We start from the raw sequence: 17,899 nt of genomic DNA, 5'->3' as shown, positions 1-17,899 counted from the left end.
GATGAACGCACCGAACTGTCCGCCGGGCCACGGACTGCTGGCCGACCGCACCGCCGTCGTCACCGCCGCCGCCGGATCCGGCATCGGCGGCGCCACCGCCCGCCGCTTCCTGGAGGAGGGGGCGCGCGTCGTGATCAGCGACGCCCACGCCCGCCGGCTCGAAGAGAGCGCCCGCGCCCTCGCCGCGGAGTTCGGCACCCACCGCGTCACCGCCCTGACCTGCGACGTCACCGACGAGGAGCAGGTGGGCGCCCTCTTCGCCCACGCCGAGCGCAGCCACGGCGGCCTGGACATCGTCGTCAACAACGCGGGCCTCGGCGGCACCGCCGAACTCACCGAGATGACCGACGAACAGTGGACCAGGGTCCTCGACACCACCCTGAACGGCACCTTCCGCTGCACCCGCGCCGCCCTGCGCTCCTTCCGGGCCACCGGCACCGGAGGCGTGATCGTCAACAACGCCTCCGTCGTCGGCTGGCGCGCCCAGCGCGGCCAGGCCCACTACGCCGCCGCCAAGGCCGGCGTCATGGCCCTCACCCGCTGCGCCGCACTGGAGGCCGCCGACCACGGCGTACGCGTCAACGCCGTCGCCCCCAGCCTCGCCATCCACCCCCACCTGGCCAAGGTCACCTCGGCCGAACTGCTCGCCGAACTCACCGAGAAGGAGGCCTTCGGCCGGTACGCCGAGCCCTGGGAGATCGCCAACGTGATCGTCTTCCTGGCGAGCGGCTACTCCTCCTACATGACCGGCGAGGTCGTCGCCGTCAGCAGCCAGCGTGCGTGACCACCGGGCGGTGCGGCTGCGTGGGGACACGGGCCGCGGGCGGACAATGGCGGAGTGCCTACCAAGAAGAAGCCCCAGGTGACCCCCACCCCCGAGCGGCGCCGCGAACTCCTCGCCACCGCCGCCGAGGTCTTCGCCGCCCAGGGATACAACGCCACCACCGTCCGCCGCATCGCGGACGAGGCGGGAATGCTCGCCGGCAGCCTGTACTACCACTTCGATTCCAAGGAATCGATGGTCGACGAGATCCTCTCCGCCTTCCTCGACGAACTCTGGCGGGGGTACGACGCCGTCCTGGCCGCCGGGCTCGGCCCCCGCGAGACCATCGAGGCACTGGTCACCGAGTCCTTCCGCGAGATCGACCGGCACCGCCCCGCCGTCGCGATCTACCAGAAGGAGTCCCGGCACCTCGCCACCCAGCCCCGCTTCGCCTACCTCGCCGACTCGCAGGTCAGGTTCGAGAAGGCCTGGCTCTCCACCCTGGAACGCGGCGTCGCCGACGGCGCCTTCCGCGACGACCTGGACATCCGCCTGACCTACCGCTTCGTCCGCGACACCGTCTGGGTCGCGGCCTCCTGGTACCGGCCCGGCGGACACCACAGCCCCGAGGAGATCGCCCGCCAGTACCTGTCGATGGTGCTGGACGGGATCGCCCTGCGCACCTAGCCACCTCTCGTAGCCACCTCCTGACGACCGAGGAGCAGCAGCCATGGCCGAGGCCTACATCGTCGAAGCGGTACGGACACCCGTCGGACGGCGGAAGGGCGGCCTCGGGGCCGTCCACCCCGCCGACCTCGGCGCGTATGTGCTCACGGAGCTGATCGCCCGCGCGGGCGTCGACCCGGCCGCCGTGGAGGACGTCGTCCTCGGCTGCCTGGACACCGTCGGACCGCAGGCCGGGGACATCGCCCGTACGGCATGGCTGGCGGCCGGGCTCCCCGAGGAGGTCCCCGGCGTCACCGTCGACCGGCAGTGCGGCTCCTCCCAGCAGGCCCTGCACTTCGCGGCCCAGGGCGTCCTCTCCGGCACCCAGGACCTGGTGGTGGCGGGCGGGGTCCAGAGCATGACCCAGATCCCCATCGCCTTCGCCTCCCGCCGGGCCGCCGAACCCCTCGGCCTCACCGAGGGCCCGTTCGCGGGCAGCGAGGGGTGGCGCGCCCGGTACGGGGACGCGCCCGTCAACCAGTTCCACGGGGCCCAGCTCATCGCGGAGAAGTGGGACATCAGCCGCCGGGACATGGAGGAGTTCGCCCTCACCTCCCACCGCCGGGCCGTCCGCGCCATCGACGAGGGCCGCTTCGCCCGCGAGACCGTCGCGTACGGGGAGGTCGCCGTGGACGAGGGGCCGCGCCGCGACACCACCCTGGAGAAGATGGCCGCGCTCGGCCCCGTCCTGCCCGGCGGCACGATCACCGCCGCCTGCTCCTCCCAGGTCTCCGACGGGGCCGCCGCCCTGCTCATCGCCTCCGAGCGGGCCGTCGCGGACCACGGCCTCACCCCGCGCGCCCGCGTCCACCACCTCTCCGCACGCGGCGAGGACCCGATCCGCATGCTCTCCGCCCCGATCCCCGCCACCGCGTACGCTCTGGAGAGGACCGGCCTCACCATCGACGCCATCGACCTCGTCGAGATCAACGAGGCCTTCGCGCCGGTCGTCCTCGCCTGGCTCAAGGAGACCGGCGCCGACCCGGAGCGCATCAACGTCAACGGCGGGGCCATCGCGCTCGGCCACCCCCTGGGCGCGACCGGCGCCAAGCTGATGACCACGCTCCTGCACGAGCTGGAGCGCACCGGGGGCCGCTACGGGCTCCAGACCATGTGCGAGGGCGGCGGCCAGGCCAACGTCACCATCGTCGAACGTCTGTGAACCGCCCGGACCGGCCGAGCCGCCGGACGCGGGTGTCCGGGCACGTGTCGTGCCTCACGTGCGTTCCCGGGCGGACGTGCTAGAGTCTTCCCGTTGCAGTTTTGGTACCCATGAACATTATGTGCGCCTGACGGGAATGCTTCGTCAGGCGCTTTATTGTTTCCGGCTTTCTCCGGATGGGGCTCAATGCGGCGACTTGGAATCCACGAAGTGTGGATTTCCGGCACTGCACCTCTCTGTTAGGAGAATGACATGGCTACTGGAACCGTGAAGTGGTTCAACTCGGAAAAGGGCTTCGGCTTCATCGAGCAGGACGGCGGCGGCGCCGACGTCTTCGCCCACTACTCCAACATCAACGCCTCCGGCTTCCGTGAGCTGCAGGAGGGCCAGAAGGTCTCCTTCGACGTCACGCAGGGCCAGAAGGGCCCGCAGGCGGAGAACATCGTCCCGGCCTGATCGCCGCGACGCGTACCTCGCGACCGGGGCCCGCACCGTGAAGGTGCGGGCCCCGGTTTGTGCTGTCCGAGCGGACAAGCCGTCTTATGCGCACATCCTGGGGGCGCACCAAGGACGGCCGGACCGGCACAGAGCAGTGAAACCATTCAGCAGTTGCCCAGGAATCCCCCAGGAGGGCAATTCCGTATGACCCGCTCAGAACGACAGGACCGTGCGCCCCGCGCCGAACGCCAGGACCGCACCCCTCGCACCGGACGCCAGGGCCGCGCTCCGCGCGCCGAAGGCCAGGGCCGCGCCTCCCGTACCGAAGGCCAGGGCACCCCTCGCGGGGAACGTCAGGACCGGGCCCCGCGCTCCCGTCCGGCCCGTGGACAGGGCGGCCAGGGCGGCCAGGGCTCCGCACGGGGCGGCGCTAACCGCGCCAAGGCCCCGGCCCGCCGCAAGCCCGCCGCCGCACCGCCCGCCGAGTTCACCCTGCCGGAGACGGTGACCCCGGCGCTGCCCTCCGTCGACGCCTTCGCCGACCTGGACATGCCGGCCGCGCTGCTGAAGACCCTCGCCGCGCAGGGCGTCACCGAGCCGTTCCCGATCCAGGGCGCGACCCTGCCCAACTCGCTGGCCGGGCGGGACATCCTCGGCCGGGGCCGCACCGGCTCGGGCAAGACCCTCGCCTTCGGCCTGGCCCTGCTGGCCCGTACCGCCGGCCGCCGCAGCGAGCCGCGCGCCCCGCTCGCCATGGTCCTCGTCCCCACCCGCGAGCTGGCCCAGCAGGTCACCGACGCGCTGACCCCGTACGCGACCGCCGTGAACCTGCGGCTCGCCACCGTCGTCGGCGGCATGTCGATCACCAAGCAGTCCGCCACCCTGCGGCGCGGCGCCGAAGTCCTCGTCGCCACCCCGGGCCGGCTCAAGGACCTCATCGAGCGCGGTGACTGCCGGCTGGACGAGGTCGCCATCACCGTCCTCGACGAGGCCGACCAGATGGCCGACATGGGCTTCATGCCGCAGGTCGTCGCCCTGCTCAAGCAGGTCGAGCCGGACGGGCAGCGGATGCTGTTCTCCGCGACCCTGGACAAGAACATCGACCGGCTGGTCAAGATGTTCCTCACCGACCCGGTCGTCCACTCCGTCGACCCCTCCGCCGGTGCGGTCACCACGATGGAGCACCACGTGCTCCACGTCCTGGACGAGACGGACAAGAAGGCCGTCGCCACGAAGATCGCCGCCCGGGACGGCCGCGTGATCATGTTCGTCGACACCAAGCGCGCCGCCGACCGGTTCGCCAAGCGGCTGCTGGCCAGCGGGGTACGGGCCGCCGCCCTGCACGGCGGGCGCTCCCAGCCGCAGCGCAACCGGACCCTGGACCAGTTCAAGAACGGCCAGGTCACCGCGCTCGTCGCGACGAACGTGGCGGCCCGGGGCATCCACGTCGACGACCTGGACCTGGTCGTCAACGTGGACCCGCCCACCGACCACAAGGACTACCTCCACCGGGGCGGCCGTACGGCCCGTGCCGGGGAGTCCGGCAGCGTCGTCACGCTGGTCCTGCCCGACGAGAAGCGGGAGATGACCCGGCTGATGCAGGACGCGGGCATCGCCCCGCGCACCACACGGGTCACCTCCAGCGACGCCGAACTGTCCCGGATCACGGGGGCGCGGGAGCCGTCGGGCGTCGCGGTCGTCATCGAGGTGCCGCAGCCGACGCCGCCGAAGACCCCGAAGCAGCGGACCCGCTCGGGCGGTTCGGCCGGCTCGGGCTCCGGCGGGGCGCCGCGCTCCGGGAGCCGGGGCCGGGGGCGGCGGGGTGCCGGTGCGGGTGGCACCGGGGCCGGGGGCGGTGCCGGTCGTTCCGGTGCGGCGCGTTCCGGTGCCCCGGCGCGGGGCCGCCGGGCGGCGTAGAGGCAGCGAATTCAAGCCCGTCCGGCGCTTGAGGGACATGGGTCCGGGGCAGCGCCCCGCCTCGGTGGCCGCCTGCCGGCGGTGTCCTCAAACGCCGGGCGGGCCGGGTGGTACGCCGGGCGGGCCGGGTGGTGGCCCGTCCGGGCCGGGTGCGGGGTACCGGCCCACCACCCCGCACACCTCCTCCGCCTCCGACATGATCCGCCCCACCAGCTCCGCCACGCTCGGCAGATCCTCGATCAGGGCCGCCACCTGGCCCGACGCCATGACGCCGGCATCCGTACGGCCGTCCACCATCGCCGCCCTCAGCAGCATCGGCGTGTTCGCCGCCAGCAGCACCTGGCTCCAGGTGAGCGACCTGCCGTGCCGCAGCGCCAGCCCGTCCCGCACCATGCGCGGCCGGCTCAGCCCCGAGATCCGGCGGAAGCGGGACGCCCGGCGCACCGCCTGGTACAGGGACCGCACCCGCCCCGCCCCCTCCAGCGCCGCCACCATCTCCGTACGGAGCATCCGGTGCGGGAGCCCGTCCACCGCCGTCGTCAGGGTGATGTCCCGGGCGGTGGCCGCCAGGTAGCGGGCCTTCACCGCGTCCGGCACCGTCGAGTCCGAGGTCAGCAGGAACCGGGTGCCCATCGCGACGCCCGCCGCCCCGTACGCCAGCGCCGCCACCAGCCCCCGCCCGTCGTGGAACCCGCCCGCCGCCACCACCGGGATGTCCACCGCGTCGACCACCTGCGGCAGCAGCACCGTCGTCGCCACGTCCCCCGTGTGGCCGCCGCCCTCGCCGCCCTGCACGATCACCGCGTCCGCGCCCCACGCCGCCACCTTCTCCGCGTGGCGCCGGGCCCCCACCGACGGGATCACCACCACCCCCGCGTCCTTCAGCTCCGCGATCAGCTCCCTCGACGGGGCGAGCGCGAACGACGCCACCCGGACGCCCTCCTCCACGATGATCCGCACCCGCTCCCGCGCGTCCCCGGCGTCCGCGCGGAGGTTCACGCCGAACGGAGCGTCGGTGCGCGACCTCACCTCCCTTACGGCGCCCCGCAGTCGGTCCGGCGTCATCGTCGCGGAGGCCAGGATCCCGAGCGCCCCCGCCCGGGCCGTCGCGGTGACCAGCCGGGGACCGGAGACCCAGCCCATGCCCGTCTGCACGATGGGGTGGCGGACGCCGACGAGGCCGGTCAGTGCCGTGCGCATCAGGCCCGCACCTCGCGGTCACGGGTCCCCGACGGATCGATGACCTCGCGGATCAGGCGCAGTTCGGCGGGGGTCGGGGTCCGCGTGCACGGAACGTCGGCCGGGACGGTGAGGGCGAAGCCCGTCGCCTCGCGGACCCGGTCCACCGTGACGCCGGGGTGGACCGAGACCAGCCGCATCGAGCGGTCCGGGGTGCCGAAGTCGAACACCCCGAGATCGCTGACGACTCGGGGGATGCGGTGGAAGCGGGTCGCGGACGGGCCCGCCGCCCGCGCGTTGTCGTGACCGACCCCGCACACCATGTCCACCCGCTCCACGAAGACCCGGGGCGAGTGCCGGGGGACCCAGTAACTCACCGGGTTGTTCAGGGTGTTGACGGGTGCGCCCCGGACGCCCAGCAGTTGGCGGGCGGGCTGCTCCCACTCCCCGATGCAGGAGATGTTCTGGTTGCCGAACCGGTCGAGCTGGCTCGCGCCCATCATCACGTGCCGCCGCCCGCCGGTGACCAGTGCCAGATGTCTGCGGTAGGGGAGCCATCCCTCCACCTCGCCGTCCGGTCCGACGAGCAGCGCCTCGCCGTCCGTGAGCAGCAGTTCGGGGGAGAACGTCAGCCGGGCCAGCCGCGCCCCCACGGACGGGACCGCGCCCATCGGGCTCGCCAGCACCTCGCCGTTCCCGCGCCAGGCCTCCGCGCACGCGATCACGCAGTACTCGGCACGTGTGGCGGCCGCGGCGGTGGCGCTCCCGGTGAGGATCCCCTCGGCAGGGCCTTCGGCCGCGTTCACTTCTGCTCCTCGTGCCAGGCGTCGACCGCGCGCCGGTAGCTCGGCTCGTCGCCGTCCGGCGGCAGGAAGCGCGCCCGGAACCCGGCCCAGGCCGCCGGATCCGCCGCCGCTGCCGCGTACATCCTCTGGAACGCCTCGTCGCGCGGGCGGTCGGGGACGGCGGAGGTGAAGTGCGCCCCGCCGGGGGCCTCCACGACCCCGGTGACGGAGTGCCGCTGCACCAGGAGCGTCTGCGGTGCGGCGCCGCCCTTCGTCAACTCCGCCGTCTCCACCAGGCGTTCGCAGGAGACGTACGCCGTGTCCGCCGCCTCGCAGAACAGGTCGTCGAAGTACGGGTCGGGGCCCAGATACTGCCCGTTGCCCCGCCGGTCCGCCCGGTCCAGGTGGACCAGGGCCGCGTCCATCCGCAGGGCCGGCATCGCGACGAACTCCTCGCCGTCCTCGTACGGTGAAGTCACCGTGCGCAACGTGGGGTTGACCCGCATCACGTCGGAGCCGAGCCCCGCCCGCACCGGCAGGAACGGCAGCCGGTTGGCCGCCGCGTGCAGCCCCCACAGGAACATCGCCTCGTCGATCTCCGTCAGCGCGAACGCCCCGCGCTGCCGGGCCGCCCGGTAGTGCGGCTCCAGCGGGATCGAGTCGAGTGTCACGAACGCCGTGACCAGCCGGGCGATCCGGCCCTCGGCGGCCAACAGCCCGACATCCGGGCCGCCGTAGGAGACCACGGTCAGACCGGTGACGGGGGTGCGGAGCAACGCCCGTACCAGGGCCATCGGTTTACGGCGCGACCCCCAGCCGCCGATGCCGACCGTCATGCCGCTCTCCAGCCGGGCGGCGACCTCGTCGGGGGTCATGGTCTTGTCGCGGACCGCGGGTCGACCGGTCATCTCTCAGGCCTCCTTGCCGAAGCCGGCACGGACCCGGTCGGCCGTCCCGCTCAGACTCGCCTCGAAGGTGAACCCCTGCTCGAAGCGGTAGCTGCGCCGTACGTCGACGGGGTCGATGCCGTTGAGGGCGGCCTTGGCCAGCCGCAGCAGCTCCCCGTCCTTGCGGGCGATCTCCGCCGCCAACTCCACCGCCGCGTCGAGCAGTTCATCCACCGGGACCACCCGCCAGACCGACCCGTGGGCGAGGAGTTCGGCCGCGGTCACCGTGCGCGCGGTGTAGTACAGCGTCCGCATCAGATGCTGCGGCACCAGCCGGGCCAGATGGGTCGCCGCTCCCAACGCGCCCCGGTCCAGCTCCGGCAGGCCGAAGACCGCGTCCTCGCCCGCCACGATCGCGTCGGCGTTCCCGGCGAGCCCGACCCCGCCCCCGAGGCAGAACCCCCGTACCGCCGCGACCACCGGGACCTCGCACGCGTACACCGCCTCGAACGCCGCCGCGCAGGCACGGTTGACGCCGATCAGGGCCGTGTTCCCCGGGTCCCGCTGCAACTCCTTGATGTCGACACCGGCGTTGAAGCCGCGCCCGGCCGCCGCCAGGACGACACAGCGCACCTCCGGGTCGCGGCCCGCCGCCCGCACGGCTTCGGCCAGGTCGTACCAGCCCTGTACGGGGAGGGCGTTGACGGGCGGATGGTCGACGGTGACGATGCGGACGCCCTCGGCGCCGGTGGCCGGATGTGCGGTGGAGACAGTCATCGGAGGATCAGCTACCTTTCCACCAAACATTTGTTAGGTGGACGGTAGCAGTCACGCCCCCGGCCGCCAATCCCACCTCGGGTCGCCAGCCGAGCCCATCCGACCGAGCCCATCCGACCGACCCCATCGGACCGACCCCATCGGACCGACCCCATCGGACCGACCCCATCGGACCGATCCCATCTGTACGGGAGACGAGATGACCCCACCCACCACCGGACGGCTCTGCGCGGGCCGCGTCGTCGCCGTCACCGGCGCCGGGCGCGGCCTCGGCCGGGCCCACGCACGCGCCTTCGCAGCCGAAGGAGCCCGGGTCGTCGTCAACGACCTCGGCGTCGGCCCCGGCGGCGACGGCACCTCCGCCGGACCCGCCCGCCGGGTCGTCGAGGAGATCGAGGCGGCGGGCGGCGAAGCGGTCGTCCACGACGGGGACATCGCCACCACCGAGGGCGCCGCCTCCCTCGTCACCACCGCCCTGGACGCCTTCGGCCGGCTCGACACCCTGGTCAACAACGCGGGCTTCCTGCGCGACCGGATGCTGGTCAACCTGGACGAGGACGACTGGGACGCGGTGATGCGCGTCCATCTCAAGGGCCACTTCCTGCCGCTGAAGCACGCGGCGGCCCACTGGCGGTCCGAGGCCAAGGCGGGCCGCACCCCAGTCGCCCGGGTGATCAACACCAGCTCCGGCGCCGGACTCCTCGGCAGCGTCGGCCAGGGCAACTACGCGGCGGCCAAGGCCGGAATCGTCGCCCTCACCCTGGTCGCCGCCGCCGAGCTGGCCCGGTACGGGGTCCACGTCAACGCCCTCGCCCCGGCCGCCCGGACCCGGATGACCGAGCAGACCTTCGCCGCGACGATGGCGGCTCCGGGGGAGGGGGAGTTCGACGCGATGGCCCCCGAGAACGTCTCACCGCTCGTCGTCTGGCTCGGCTCCGCCGCCAGCGACGGCGTGAGCGGCCGCGTCTTCGAGGCCGAGGCGGGCCGCATCACCGTCATGGAGGGCTGGCGCCCCGGCCCCACCGACGACCGGGGCGCCCGCAGATCCCCGGCCGAGGCGGGCGAGACCATACGCCGCCTGCTGGCGGAGGCCCGGGCGCCGCAGGGGGTGTACGGGGCGTCGTAGGGGGGTGCGTACGGGGGCGTCCCAGGGAGGTGTGCGTACGGAGGGCGTCGTAGGGCGTGCGTACGGACGTCGTGGGCGGTTCCGTACGCCCGCCGCCCTCCCGGCGCCCTCCGCCCTGCCCTCCCGGGCGGGGATATCCGTTTGCGCGCGCGTGCGAGCGCCCGGTATCCAGCACAGGACACCCGAGGAGCGCACCATGACGCCGCACGACCCCGGCCCCGGCCCCCTGAACGAGTTCCGCTGGACGGAACTCAAGCCCCACGATCCCGCCGGCACCGCCGCATCCACCTCCGCCGTCCTCCTGGAGACCGGCCGCCTCCGCCTGCGCCCCTTCACGGCCGCCGACGCGCCCGGTCTGCTGGCCCTCGACAACGACCCCGAGGTCATGCGGTACATCAACGGCGGCCGCCCCGTCAGCGCCGACGACATCCGGGAGCGCACCCTGCCCCGGCTCCTCCACGACCACCCGTGCACCGGGACCCGGGGGTTCTGGGCGGCGGAGGAGAAGGCCACCGGCACCTTCCTCGGCTGGTTCGAGCTGCGGCCCCTGGCCGACCACGACCCCGCCGTCGTCGAGCTGGGCTACCGCCTCAACCGGGCCTCCTGGGGACACGGTTACGCCACCGAGGGCGCCAGAGCCCTGATCCGCAAGGGGTTCACCGACCTCGGGGCCGAGCGCGTGACCGCCAACACCATGGCCGTCAACGCGGCCTCCCGGCGGGTCATGGAGAAGGCCGGTCTCACCTTCCTCCGCGCCTACACCGAGGAGTGGCCGGACGCCATCGAGGGCTCGGAGCACGGAGAGGTGGAGTACGTCCTCACCCGCGAGGAGTGGGAGAACCACCACCCGGCATAGCCTCTGGGGTGCCTGGGGTGCCTGGGGTGCCCGGGGCGGCCGGAGCGTCTACAACGCCCGTGGCTCCCGTGGCTCCCGTGGCTCCCGTGGCTCCCGTGGCTCCCGTGGCTCCCGTGGCTCCCGCGGCCACCGGAGCCTCCGCGGCGCCCGCCAGCAGCGCCGCGATCTCCGCGTGCCCCGTGTGCAGGTCGGCCCCCGCCGCCGGCACCCCGTCCCGCAGCAGCTCCACGGTGACCGTCTCCTCGCCGTCGACCGGGTCGCGGTGGACCATCGCGTCGAGCCCGGGGCCGTACGCCTCCTCCAGCCGCCGCAGCAACTCCCGCTCCACATCCACCCCGGCCAGCCGCCGCGCCTCGGCCAGGGCCGTGCCCACCACCGCCTCCTGGCCCGGCGCCCCCGCCCCGTACGCCAGCAGCGCCCGCACCGTCCGCGGCGAACCGCGCTGCGCGCCCAGGACCAGCATCGGCTCCCCTTGCGGACCGGGCAGCAGCGGGTCCGCGCCCCCGGCGAGCAGCGCCTCCACCGTGGCGGCGCGGCCCAGCCCCACCGCCCAGCGCAGCGCCGTGAACCCGAACTCCTCGCGCAGATCCGGCGACGCCCCGGCCGCCAGCAGCGCCCGCACCACCTCGGTGTGGCCGCCGCACGCCGCCCCGCAGAGCGGCAGGTCGCTCTCCTCGCCGCCGCTCGCCCGGTCGGGGTCGGCCCCGGCCGCCAGCAGCAGCCGTACCGCCCCCGGCCGGTCGTGGACCGCCGCCAGATAGAGCGCCGTCGTCCCCTCCTCGTCGCTCGACTCGGCCCGCGCGCCGGCGCGCAGAGCCCGTACGACAGCGTCGTCGTCCTCGTACAGCGCGTCGAACAGGCTTGGTTCGTCCCTGATCGGCTCGTTCGTCATGCTTCGACCCTACGGTGGCCGAAACCATGTCTACGTGTCGCACTCCAGCCGGGTCCGGCACAGCCCGCACCGGGCCGTGACCCGGCCCCGGACCGGGAGCCGGATGCGCTGGTGGCAGGTGGGGCAGGGGAAGGAGACCCGCAGCTCCGTGCCGCCGGTCTCGAAGGCGTACGGAACGGTCGGGTCCGCGGCCGTGCCGGGGTGGTCCTGGGCGTACCGCCGGTCCTTCGCGTACCGCCGCCGTCCCGACCGGCCGGCCGCCGTCAGCGGGGGCCGGCGCCGGTCGTGCAGCGCCTGCGCCCGGCCCTTGGTGTAGGCGGTGTACGCCTGCGGGCTGGTGAACCAGGGCGAGGGGTCCTCGCCGAAGGCCAGCGCCCGCTCGGCCAGGACGTACCCGAACTCCTCCGGAGTGAGGTAGCCCAGCTTCTGCCGGGAGACGGCGTCCTCCCGGAAGGCGTCCAGCAGCAGCCACCCCGCGCCGAGATACGTGGTCACGGTGTCGGTCAGGATCTCGTTGGCGCGGGTGCCGGCGAACTCCAGGCCGAGCCGGTGCAGCAGGACATGGGTGATCTCGTGCGCGAGCGCCGCGCCGATGTCCCTGCGGTGGGTGCGGAACCGGTCGTTCAGCTCGATGAAGTACTCGGGGCCCGCCGTCAGTTCCACGCTCGCCGCGTGTTCCATCGTGCGGAAGCCGACGACCATGCGGGCGTCGGGCAGGCGCAGGTGCTGGACCAGGGCCCGGGCCACCCGCTGGGCGCCGAGATGGAGATCATCCGTGTCCGCGAAGGCGGCGTCGGCGGGGAGCAGGCTGGTGCCGTAGGCGTGGACGCCGTCGGGGGAGAGCCGTCGGTAGAGCGCGGTGATCGCGGACCGGACCGTGTCCAGATGCGGGAAGCCGTGGACGACCGGTGTGCCCGGACTGCCGTTGCCCACGCCCGTACCCCCATCCGCACCCTGCGCGGAACCCCCGCCCGCGACGGACCTCCACTGTAGGCGGGGGACAACGCGCGCGGGGGGAGGCGGCTGTCCGCCGGGGGAAGTGACCGCCCGCGAACCTGGCCGAAAAGTGCGCCTTGTGGCGGCGGTCACCCGCTCCCGATAATCGGATCGCCTTGACGGGTGCATGACGAACCTCGGTGTGTCCCGTCCTGGTTCCCACAGCGACCCCCCACGAAAGCAGGCAACCGTGAAGCAGCTTCTGCGTGCGCTGAAGAGATGTTCCGTCGTCGTCGCCACCGTCGCGATCGCCGTCGTCGGCCTCCAGCCCGTCACCGCCTCGGCCGCCCCCAACCCCGTCGTCGGCGGAACCCGCGCCGCCCAGGGCGAGTTCCCCTTCATGGTCCGGCTCTCCATGGGCTGCGGTGGCGCCCTCTACGCCAAGGACATCGTCCTCACCGCCGCCCACTGCGTGAACGGATCGGGCAACAACACCTCCATCACCGCCACCGGAGGCGTCGTCGACCTCCAGTCGCCCAACGCCGTCAAGGTCCGCTCGACCAAGGTCCTGCGCGCCCCCGGCTACAACGGCAGCGGCAAGGACTGGGCGCTGATCAAGCTCGCCCAGCCCATCAACCAGCCCACCCTCAAGATCGCCACCACCACCGCTTACAACCAGGGCACCTTCACCGTCGCCGGCTGGGGCGCCAACCGCGAGGGCGGCAGCCAGCAGCGCTACCTGCTCAAGGCCAACGTCCCGTTCGTCTCGGACGCCGCCTGCCGCGCCGCCTACGGCAACGAGCTGATCGCCAACGAGGAGATCTGCGCCGGCTACCCCGACACGGGCGGCATCGACACCTGCCAGGGTGACTCCGGCGGCCCGATGTTCCGCAAGGACAACGCCAACGAGTGGGTCCAGGTCGGCATCGTCAGCTGGGGTTACGGCTGCGCCCGGCCCGGCTACCCCGGTGTCTACGCCGAGGTCTCGACCTTCGCCTCCGCCATCGCCTCGGCAGCCGCCACGCTCTGACCCCGGCACCGGCCCCCGCGCCGGAACCGGGTGAGTGACCATCACGGCTGAACCACCCCGGGAGCGCCCGAGCACTCCACGGGCACTCCCGGTCCGCGTCAGGAAGCGGCGCTCCGTACGGGTCCTTCCTGGCCAGGCTGGGGAGTGGCGCTCGGTACGCGCCTTTCCTGGCCGGGCTGGGGCGTGCCGCTCCGTACGGGCGCTCCCGGCCCCAGCTCCACCCACGCCTCGCCCGCGCCCTCCAGCTCCAGCACCCACAGCTCGTTGGGGCCCTCGCGCAGCACCGGCCCCGGTACGTACAGCGTCTCCTGCGGGCCCACCGACCAGTACCGGCCCAGGCAGAAGCCGTTCACCCAGACGAAGCCGCGCGTCCAGCCGGGCAGCCGCAGCCCCGCGTGGTCCACCGGGCCCGCCCCTACGGTGAACGTCCCCCGGAACAGCCCGGTCGACCCGGTCCCCTCCGGAACCGGCCCGAACGGCATCCCCGCCACCGTGCCCGCCTCCTCGAACGCCTCCAGTCGCAGGCCCCGGCCCCGTACGCCGTGCAGATACTGCCGCTCGTGCAGCACCCCGCCCGTGATCCCCTTCGGCTCACCCAGGCGCGGCCCGTAGTTGACCCGGCCCAGCGACTCCACCCACAGCTCCACCTCCGCCGGACCCGCCACCGGCTCCGGGAGCGTGGGGCTCTCCTCGCTCAGCACCCCCGCCCGGACCCCGTCCACGTACACCACGGCCCGGTCCCGCAGCCCGGCAGCGGTCAGCGGGTACGGGATGCGCGGCCCCGGCACCGCCACCCGGTAGCGCACCAGCCCCCGGCCCACCCCCAGCTCCTCGAACGTCGGCGCCACCCCCGACTCCGCCCACGCCGAACCCGACGACCCCTCAGCTCCGCCCGACTCCTGAGCCCCGTCCGGCCCTTCAGTTCCGCCCGGCCTCTCCAGGTCCTTCATGCCCTCCATGCCCTCCAGGTCCTCTGGTCCCGACGGTCCCTCCGGATCGCCCAGCGCCTCCAGGACGTCGTCGAGCCCGGCCCACCCGTTCAGCCCCACCCGCACCGGCGGCCCGGCCAGGCCCTTCGGCTCCGGCGGCAGCGGGGGCAACGGACTTTCCGCGTAGGCCTCCAGCACCTTCCGGAACAGGTGGAACTTCTCCGTGGCCCTCCCGTACTCGTCGACCGGCGCGTCGTAGTCGTACGACGTCACCGTCGGCTGGAACTCCCCGTCCTGCACCGGGCCACCCCGGTTCGCCCCGGCCCACCCCGCGAAGTTCGTCCCGCCGTGCGCCATGTAGATGTTCACCGACGCCCCGCACTCCAGCACCTCCCGCAGCGCCTCGGCCGCCTCCCCCGGATCCCGTACGACCGGCTCCGCACCCCAGTGGTCGAACCAGCCGCACCAGAACTCCATGCACATCAGCGGCCCCCGCGGCTGATGGCGGCGCAGGACGTCGAACGCCTCCCGGGCGCCGGAGCCGAAGTTCGCCGTGGCCGGCAGGCCGGGCACGGACCCGCCCGTCAGCATGTGGTCCTCCGGCCCGTCCGACGTGAACAGCGGAACCGACACCCCGCACTCCCGCAACAGCCCCGCCAGCCACTCCAGATACACGGCGTCCGAGCCGTAACTCCCGTACTCGTTCTCCGCCTGGACCAGGATCACCGGACCGCCCCGGCCGATCTCCCGCTCCACGACCTGCGGCAGCAGCTCCCGGAACCACCGCTCGACCGCCGCCCGGTACCCCGCGTCCCGCGTCCGCACCCGCCGCCCGAACCGGCCCGTCACCCAGACCGGCAGCCCGCCGTTCTCCCACTCCGCACAGATGTACGGACCCGGGCGCACGATCGCCCACAGCCCGGCCTCCCGGACCGCGTCCAGGAACCGGCCGAGCGCCCCCACGTCCCGATAGGCGCCCTCGCGCTCCTCGTGCAGATTCCACGGGACGTACGTCTCGACGCAGTTCAGCCCCATCGCCGCCAGCATCGCCAGCCGGTGGCCCCACTGCTCCTCGTGCACCCGGAAGTAGTGCAGGGCACCCGACAGCAGCCGTACGGGCCTCCCGTCGAGCAGGAAGTGGTCGTCCCCCACGGTGAACTCGGACATCGTGTACGTACGCTCCTGTGCTCGGCCCCCGCCCGGCGGCCCCCGGGCGGAATTGGTCCGACCACTTTCACCCCTGGCGTACGCCCGGTCCATGGACAAAGATCGCTGCTGATTGGACGCAACGGACGCGACCGGCACCACGGACGCAGGGCCCCGGGGAGGAGCAGCACCATGCCGAGCTACCACACCTGGATGCGCTTCTTCACCCCCAGCCCGCTCCACCACCGCCTGGGCCTCGTCTGCCTCGGCGTCGGCCTCCAGCACGGCGCGCTGCCCACGGTCGGCCCCCGCACCCTGGACCACCACGTCGCCGTGATCGTCAACTCCGGTACCGGCTGGTTCGGCACCCCCGACGGACGCCGCACCCCCGTCACCGGCCCCACCCTCATCTGGCTCACCCCCGGCACCCCCCACCACTACGGCGCCGACCCCCACACCGGCTGGGACGAGAGCTTCGTCGACTTCACCGGCCCCGCCACCGCCACCTACACCGAGCTGGGCTGCATCGAACCCGACCGCCCCCTCGTCCCCCTCTCCGACACCGCCGCCCCCCGCGCCGCCGTCGGCCGTATCGTCCGCGCCGCCCGCCGCGGCAACCCCCTGCTGGAGGTCGAGACCGCGGCCGCCGTCCACGAACTCCTGGTCTCCCTGCGCCGCGCCCGCGCCGACCTCGGCCCCGACGGCGACCCGGTCCTCCAGGCCCTCGCCCGTGACGCGTACCAGCCGCTCACCGTCGCCGAGCACGCCGCCAGGCACGGCATGACCCCGGCCGAACTCCGCACCGCCGTACGGCGCGGCGCCGGGTGCAGCCCCAAGGACTACCTGCTCACCATCCGCCTCGGCCGGGCCAAGGAACTCCTCGCCGCCACCGACCTCCCGGTGGCCGCCGTCGCCCGCCGCGTCGGCTACGACGACCCGGCCTACTTCTCCCGCCTCTTCGCCCGCCGCGTCGGCACCGCCCCCGTCCGCTTCCGCGAACAGCAGGGGCGCAGCGTCCCCGGCGGCTGGAGCGACCGGGTGCCCGACCCGGACGACCCGCCGATGATCGGGCCGTGAGCGCGGACGTCTAAGCTCGATGACCATGAGTACGAGCGAGAACGACGCGTCCGCGTCCCAGCCGATCGACCCGGCCGTCCAGGCGGAGCTGAACCGGCTGCGCGAGTCCATCGACAACATCGACGCCGCCGTCGTCCATATGCTCGCCGAGCGCTTCAAGGCCACCCAGCAGGTCGGCCGCCTCAAGGCCGACCACCAGCTGCCGCCCGCCGACCCGGCCCGCGAGACCCGCCAGATCACCCGGCTGCGGCAGCTCGCGCAGAGCGCCAACCTGGACCCGGCGTTCGCCGAGAAGCTGCTGACCTTCATCATCGCGGAGGTCATCCGCCACCATGAGCGCATCGCGGAGGAGACGGGAGGCGCTACGGCTTCCGGATCCCAGGCCTCCGGGTCGCCGGCCTCCGGTTCCTAGGCCTTGGGCCCGGCCTCCGGGGCGCCGGCCTCCGGTTCCTAGGCCTTGGGACCTGGCCCCCGGTTCCTAGGCCTCCGGGTCCCCGGCCCCGGGTGAGCGGCCTCCGGGTCCCCGGCCCCGGGTTGCGTGGCCTCCGGTTTCCCGGCGTCAGGGAACCGACGGTCCGGTCACCGGGCCTGGCGCCCAGCCGTGCGCACCAGCGTCCGCCCCACCACCGCCCCGGCCACCGCCCCCAGCACCGGCCCGGCCACATACATCCACAGCGGCCCGGCCCCTCCGGCCTCCCGCGCCAGGAGCGCCGGGCCGAACTGCCGGGCCGGGTTGGCCGATCCGCCGGTCAGCGGGCCCAGCAGCGCGATGACGAGCGCGGTGACCAGCCCGACGGCGTACGGGAGGAGCCTCCGGCCCACCGGATACGCCAGGAGCCCCGCGAGCATCAGGGCCGACGCGGCCAGCACCCCGGCCTCGGCCGCCACCACCGCCCCCTCGCCCCACCCGGGCCCCGGCCGCACCGCCGCGTACCCGACCGGCGGCCGGGCCACCACGGGCCCCCACACCACCGCCGCGAGCCATGTCCCCGTCACCGAACCGCCCAGCTGCGCCAGGCAGTACGGCAGCACGTCCCGCCCCGGGACCGCCCCGAGCCGCCACAGGGCCAGGGTGACCGCCGGATTCAGGTGCGCGCCCGAGCGGCGGCCGGGCCCGGAGAGCATCAGCACGGCGAGGAGCACCCCCACACCCGCCCCCAGCACGGTGAACGCCGCCCCGCCGCCCCCGTACCCGTCCGGCGCGAAGAGCCACCGCGCCCCGGTCACGACACCCAGGAGCAGCACGGCGGTCAGCCCGAACTCGCAGCGGACC

General features: G+C 73.8%; 17 protein-coding genes and 1 pseudogene. 10 read left to right on the top strand and 8 right to left on the bottom strand.

Annotation, left to right across the window (positions count from 1 at the left end; genetic code table 11):
• Position 1 precedes the first annotated feature (1 nt).
• The 5 genes from ACQ9ZG_RS06850 (at position 2) to ACQ9ZG_RS06830 (ending at position 5,006) form a co-directional block, all read left to right on the top strand.
• Positions 2-784 carry an SDR family oxidoreductase gene (locus tag ACQ9ZG_RS06850; RefSeq protein WP_109916408.1) on the top strand — a complete coding sequence of 261 codons (783 nt, stop codon included), beginning with the start codon at positions 2-4 and terminating at the stop codon, positions 782-784.
• Positions 785-838: 54 nt separating this feature from the next.
• Positions 839-1,450, top strand: a complete 612-nt coding sequence (locus ACQ9ZG_RS06845; protein ID WP_026237252.1) for a TetR/AcrR family transcriptional regulator — start codon at positions 839-841, stop codon at positions 1,448-1,450.
• Positions 1,451-1,493: 43 nt separating this feature from the next.
• Positions 1,494-2,651 (top strand): acetyl-CoA C-acetyltransferase, encoded by a 1,158-nt coding sequence (locus ACQ9ZG_RS06840; RefSeq protein ID WP_109916409.1) that lies wholly within the window; start codon positions 1,494-1,496, stop codon positions 2,649-2,651.
• A gap of 252 nt (positions 2,652-2,903) precedes the next feature.
• Positions 2,904-3,107: a cold-shock protein gene (locus ACQ9ZG_RS06835; RefSeq protein ID WP_006123767.1), complete on the top strand. Its 204-nt coding sequence runs from the start codon at positions 2,904-2,906 to the stop codon at positions 3,105-3,107.
• A gap of 186 nt (positions 3,108-3,293) precedes the next feature.
• Positions 3,294-5,006, top strand: coding sequence for a DEAD/DEAH box helicase (locus ACQ9ZG_RS06830; protein ID WP_499280114.1), 1,713 nt, complete (start codon positions 3,294-3,296; stop codon positions 5,004-5,006).
• Positions 5,007-5,093: 87 nt separating this feature from the next.
• Here the strand turns inward: ACQ9ZG_RS06830 and ACQ9ZG_RS06825 are convergent, their stop codons facing one another.
• Genes ACQ9ZG_RS06825 through ACQ9ZG_RS06810 form a run of 4 tightly spaced genes read right to left on the bottom strand, consistent with a single transcriptional unit; the run spans position 5,094 to position 8,634 of the window.
• Positions 5,094-6,206 (bottom strand): NAD(P)H-dependent flavin oxidoreductase, encoded by a 1,113-nt coding sequence (locus tag ACQ9ZG_RS06825; protein WP_109917419.1) that lies wholly within the window; start codon positions 6,204-6,206, stop codon positions 5,094-5,096.
• Entirely contained in the window at positions 6,206-6,991 is a 786-nt protein-coding gene (locus ACQ9ZG_RS06820; RefSeq protein ID WP_375138365.1) for a CoA-transferase subunit beta, read from the bottom strand. The genes ACQ9ZG_RS06825 and ACQ9ZG_RS06820 overlap by 1 nt, the downstream gene beginning before the upstream one ends.
• Complete coding sequence (locus ACQ9ZG_RS06815; protein WP_084996094.1) at positions 6,988-7,878, bottom strand: CoA transferase subunit A; 891 nt, start codon at positions 7,876-7,878, stop codon at positions 6,988-6,990. The genes ACQ9ZG_RS06820 and ACQ9ZG_RS06815 overlap by 4 nt, the downstream gene beginning before the upstream one ends.
• Positions 7,879-7,881: 3 nt before the next feature.
• On the bottom strand, positions 7,882-8,634 hold the full coding sequence (locus ACQ9ZG_RS06810) for an enoyl-CoA hydratase family protein (protein ID WP_084996095.1): 753 nt from the start codon (positions 8,632-8,634) through the stop codon (positions 7,882-7,884).
• Between the two features lie 199 nt (positions 8,635-8,833).
• Here ACQ9ZG_RS06810 and ACQ9ZG_RS06805 point away from each other — a divergent pair, with 199 nt between their 5' ends.
• Entirely contained in the window at positions 8,834-9,760 is a 927-nt protein-coding gene (locus ACQ9ZG_RS06805; protein ID WP_499280113.1) for an SDR family oxidoreductase, read from the top strand.
• Positions 9,761-9,956: 196 nt separating this feature from the next.
• Positions 9,957-10,616, top strand: coding sequence for a GNAT family N-acetyltransferase (locus tag ACQ9ZG_RS06800; RefSeq protein WP_258311877.1), 660 nt, complete (start codon positions 9,957-9,959; stop codon positions 10,614-10,616).
• Positions 10,617-10,755: 139 nt separating this feature from the next.
• Here ACQ9ZG_RS06800 and ACQ9ZG_RS06795 read toward each other — a convergent pair.
• Both ACQ9ZG_RS06795 and ACQ9ZG_RS06790 read right to left on the bottom strand, forming a co-directional pair.
• A pseudogene (locus ACQ9ZG_RS06795) lies at positions 10,756-11,508 on the bottom strand (ankyrin repeat domain-containing protein); the annotation flags it as partial.
• Positions 11,509-11,538: 30 nt separating this feature from the next.
• Complete coding sequence (locus ACQ9ZG_RS06790; protein ID WP_499280111.1) at positions 11,539-12,441, bottom strand: hypothetical protein; 903 nt, start codon at positions 12,439-12,441, stop codon at positions 11,539-11,541.
• Positions 12,442-12,694: 253 nt separating this feature from the next.
• Between ACQ9ZG_RS06790 and ACQ9ZG_RS06785 the strand changes: the two genes are divergently transcribed.
• Positions 12,695-13,474 carry a S1 family peptidase gene (locus tag ACQ9ZG_RS06785; RefSeq protein WP_028415684.1) on the top strand — a complete coding sequence of 260 codons (780 nt, stop codon included), beginning with the start codon at positions 12,695-12,697 and terminating at the stop codon, positions 13,472-13,474.
• A gap of 98 nt (positions 13,475-13,572) precedes the next feature.
• On the opposite strand, the gene ACQ9ZG_RS06780 is transcribed toward ACQ9ZG_RS06785, so the two are convergent.
• A complete protein-coding gene (locus tag ACQ9ZG_RS06780; RefSeq protein ID WP_258312231.1) occupies positions 13,573-15,570 on the bottom strand; it encodes a glycoside hydrolase family 35 protein in 1,998 nt (665 codons plus the stop codon).
• Between the two features lie 171 nt (positions 15,571-15,741).
• Here ACQ9ZG_RS06780 and ACQ9ZG_RS06775 point away from each other — a divergent pair, with 171 nt between their 5' ends.
• Positions 15,742-16,626, top strand: coding sequence for a helix-turn-helix domain-containing protein (locus ACQ9ZG_RS06775; RefSeq protein WP_028415685.1), 885 nt, complete (start codon positions 15,742-15,744; stop codon positions 16,624-16,626).
• 25 nt (positions 16,627-16,651) lie between these two features.
• On the top strand, positions 16,652-17,038 hold the full coding sequence (locus ACQ9ZG_RS06770) for a chorismate mutase (RefSeq protein WP_109916163.1): 387 nt from the start codon (positions 16,652-16,654) through the stop codon (positions 17,036-17,038).
• Between the two features lie 167 nt (positions 17,039-17,205).
• Here the strand turns inward: ACQ9ZG_RS06770 and ACQ9ZG_RS06765 are convergent, their stop codons facing one another.
• A complete protein-coding gene (locus ACQ9ZG_RS06765; protein WP_499280109.1) occupies positions 17,206-17,871 on the bottom strand; it encodes an MIP/aquaporin family protein in 666 nt (221 codons plus the stop codon).
• Between the last annotated feature and the right edge of the window lie 28 nt (positions 17,872-17,899).

Source organism: Streptomyces araujoniae, assembly GCF_050871195.1.
In the GTDB taxonomy this organism is placed as follows: Bacteria; Actinomycetota; Actinomycetes; order Streptomycetales; family Streptomycetaceae; genus Streptomyces; species Streptomyces bacillaris.
Note: the sequence above shows the minus strand (reverse complement) of the source record. Positions and strands in the feature narration are given on the sequence as shown.

What these genes read in the sequence shown, in the direction of transcription:
- ACQ9ZG_RS06770 (WP_109916163.1), top strand. Translation starts at nt 16,652, where the DNA reads ATGAGTACGAGCGAGAACGACGCGTCCGCGTCCCAGCCGATCGACCCG.
- ACQ9ZG_RS06840 (WP_109916409.1), top strand. Translation starts at nt 1,494, where the DNA reads ATGGCCGAGGCCTACATCGTCGAAGCGGTACGGACACCCGTCGGACGG.
- ACQ9ZG_RS06835 (WP_006123767.1), top strand. Translation starts at nt 2,904, where the DNA reads ATGGCTACTGGAACCGTGAAGTGGTTCAACTCGGAAAAGGGCTTCGGC.
- ACQ9ZG_RS06810 (WP_084996095.1), bottom strand. Translation starts at nt 8,634, where the DNA reads ATGACTGTCTCCACCGCACATCCGGCCACCGGCGCCGAGGGCGTCCGC.
- ACQ9ZG_RS06850 (WP_109916408.1), top strand. Translation starts at nt 2, where the DNA reads ATGAACGCACCGAACTGTCCGCCGGGCCACGGACTGCTGGCCGACCGC.
- ACQ9ZG_RS06805 (WP_499280113.1), top strand. Translation starts at nt 8,834, where the DNA reads ATGACCCCACCCACCACCGGACGGCTCTGCGCGGGCCGCGTCGTCGCC.
- ACQ9ZG_RS06800 (WP_258311877.1), top strand. Translation starts at nt 9,957, where the DNA reads ATGACGCCGCACGACCCCGGCCCCGGCCCCCTGAACGAGTTCCGCTGG.
- ACQ9ZG_RS06780 (WP_258312231.1), bottom strand. Translation starts at nt 15,570, where the DNA reads ATGTCCGAGTTCACCGTGGGGGACGACCACTTCCTGCTCGACGGGAGG.
- ACQ9ZG_RS06815 (WP_084996094.1), bottom strand. Translation starts at nt 7,878, where the DNA reads ATGACCGGTCGACCCGCGGTCCGCGACAAGACCATGACCCCCGACGAG.
- ACQ9ZG_RS06775 (WP_028415685.1), top strand. Translation starts at nt 15,742, where the DNA reads ATGCCGAGCTACCACACCTGGATGCGCTTCTTCACCCCCAGCCCGCTC.
- ACQ9ZG_RS06825 (WP_109917419.1), bottom strand. Translation starts at nt 6,206, where the DNA reads ATGCGCACGGCACTGACCGGCCTCGTCGGCGTCCGCCACCCCATCGTG.
- ACQ9ZG_RS06830 (WP_499280114.1), top strand. Translation starts at nt 3,294, where the DNA reads ATGACCCGCTCAGAACGACAGGACCGTGCGCCCCGCGCCGAACGCCAG.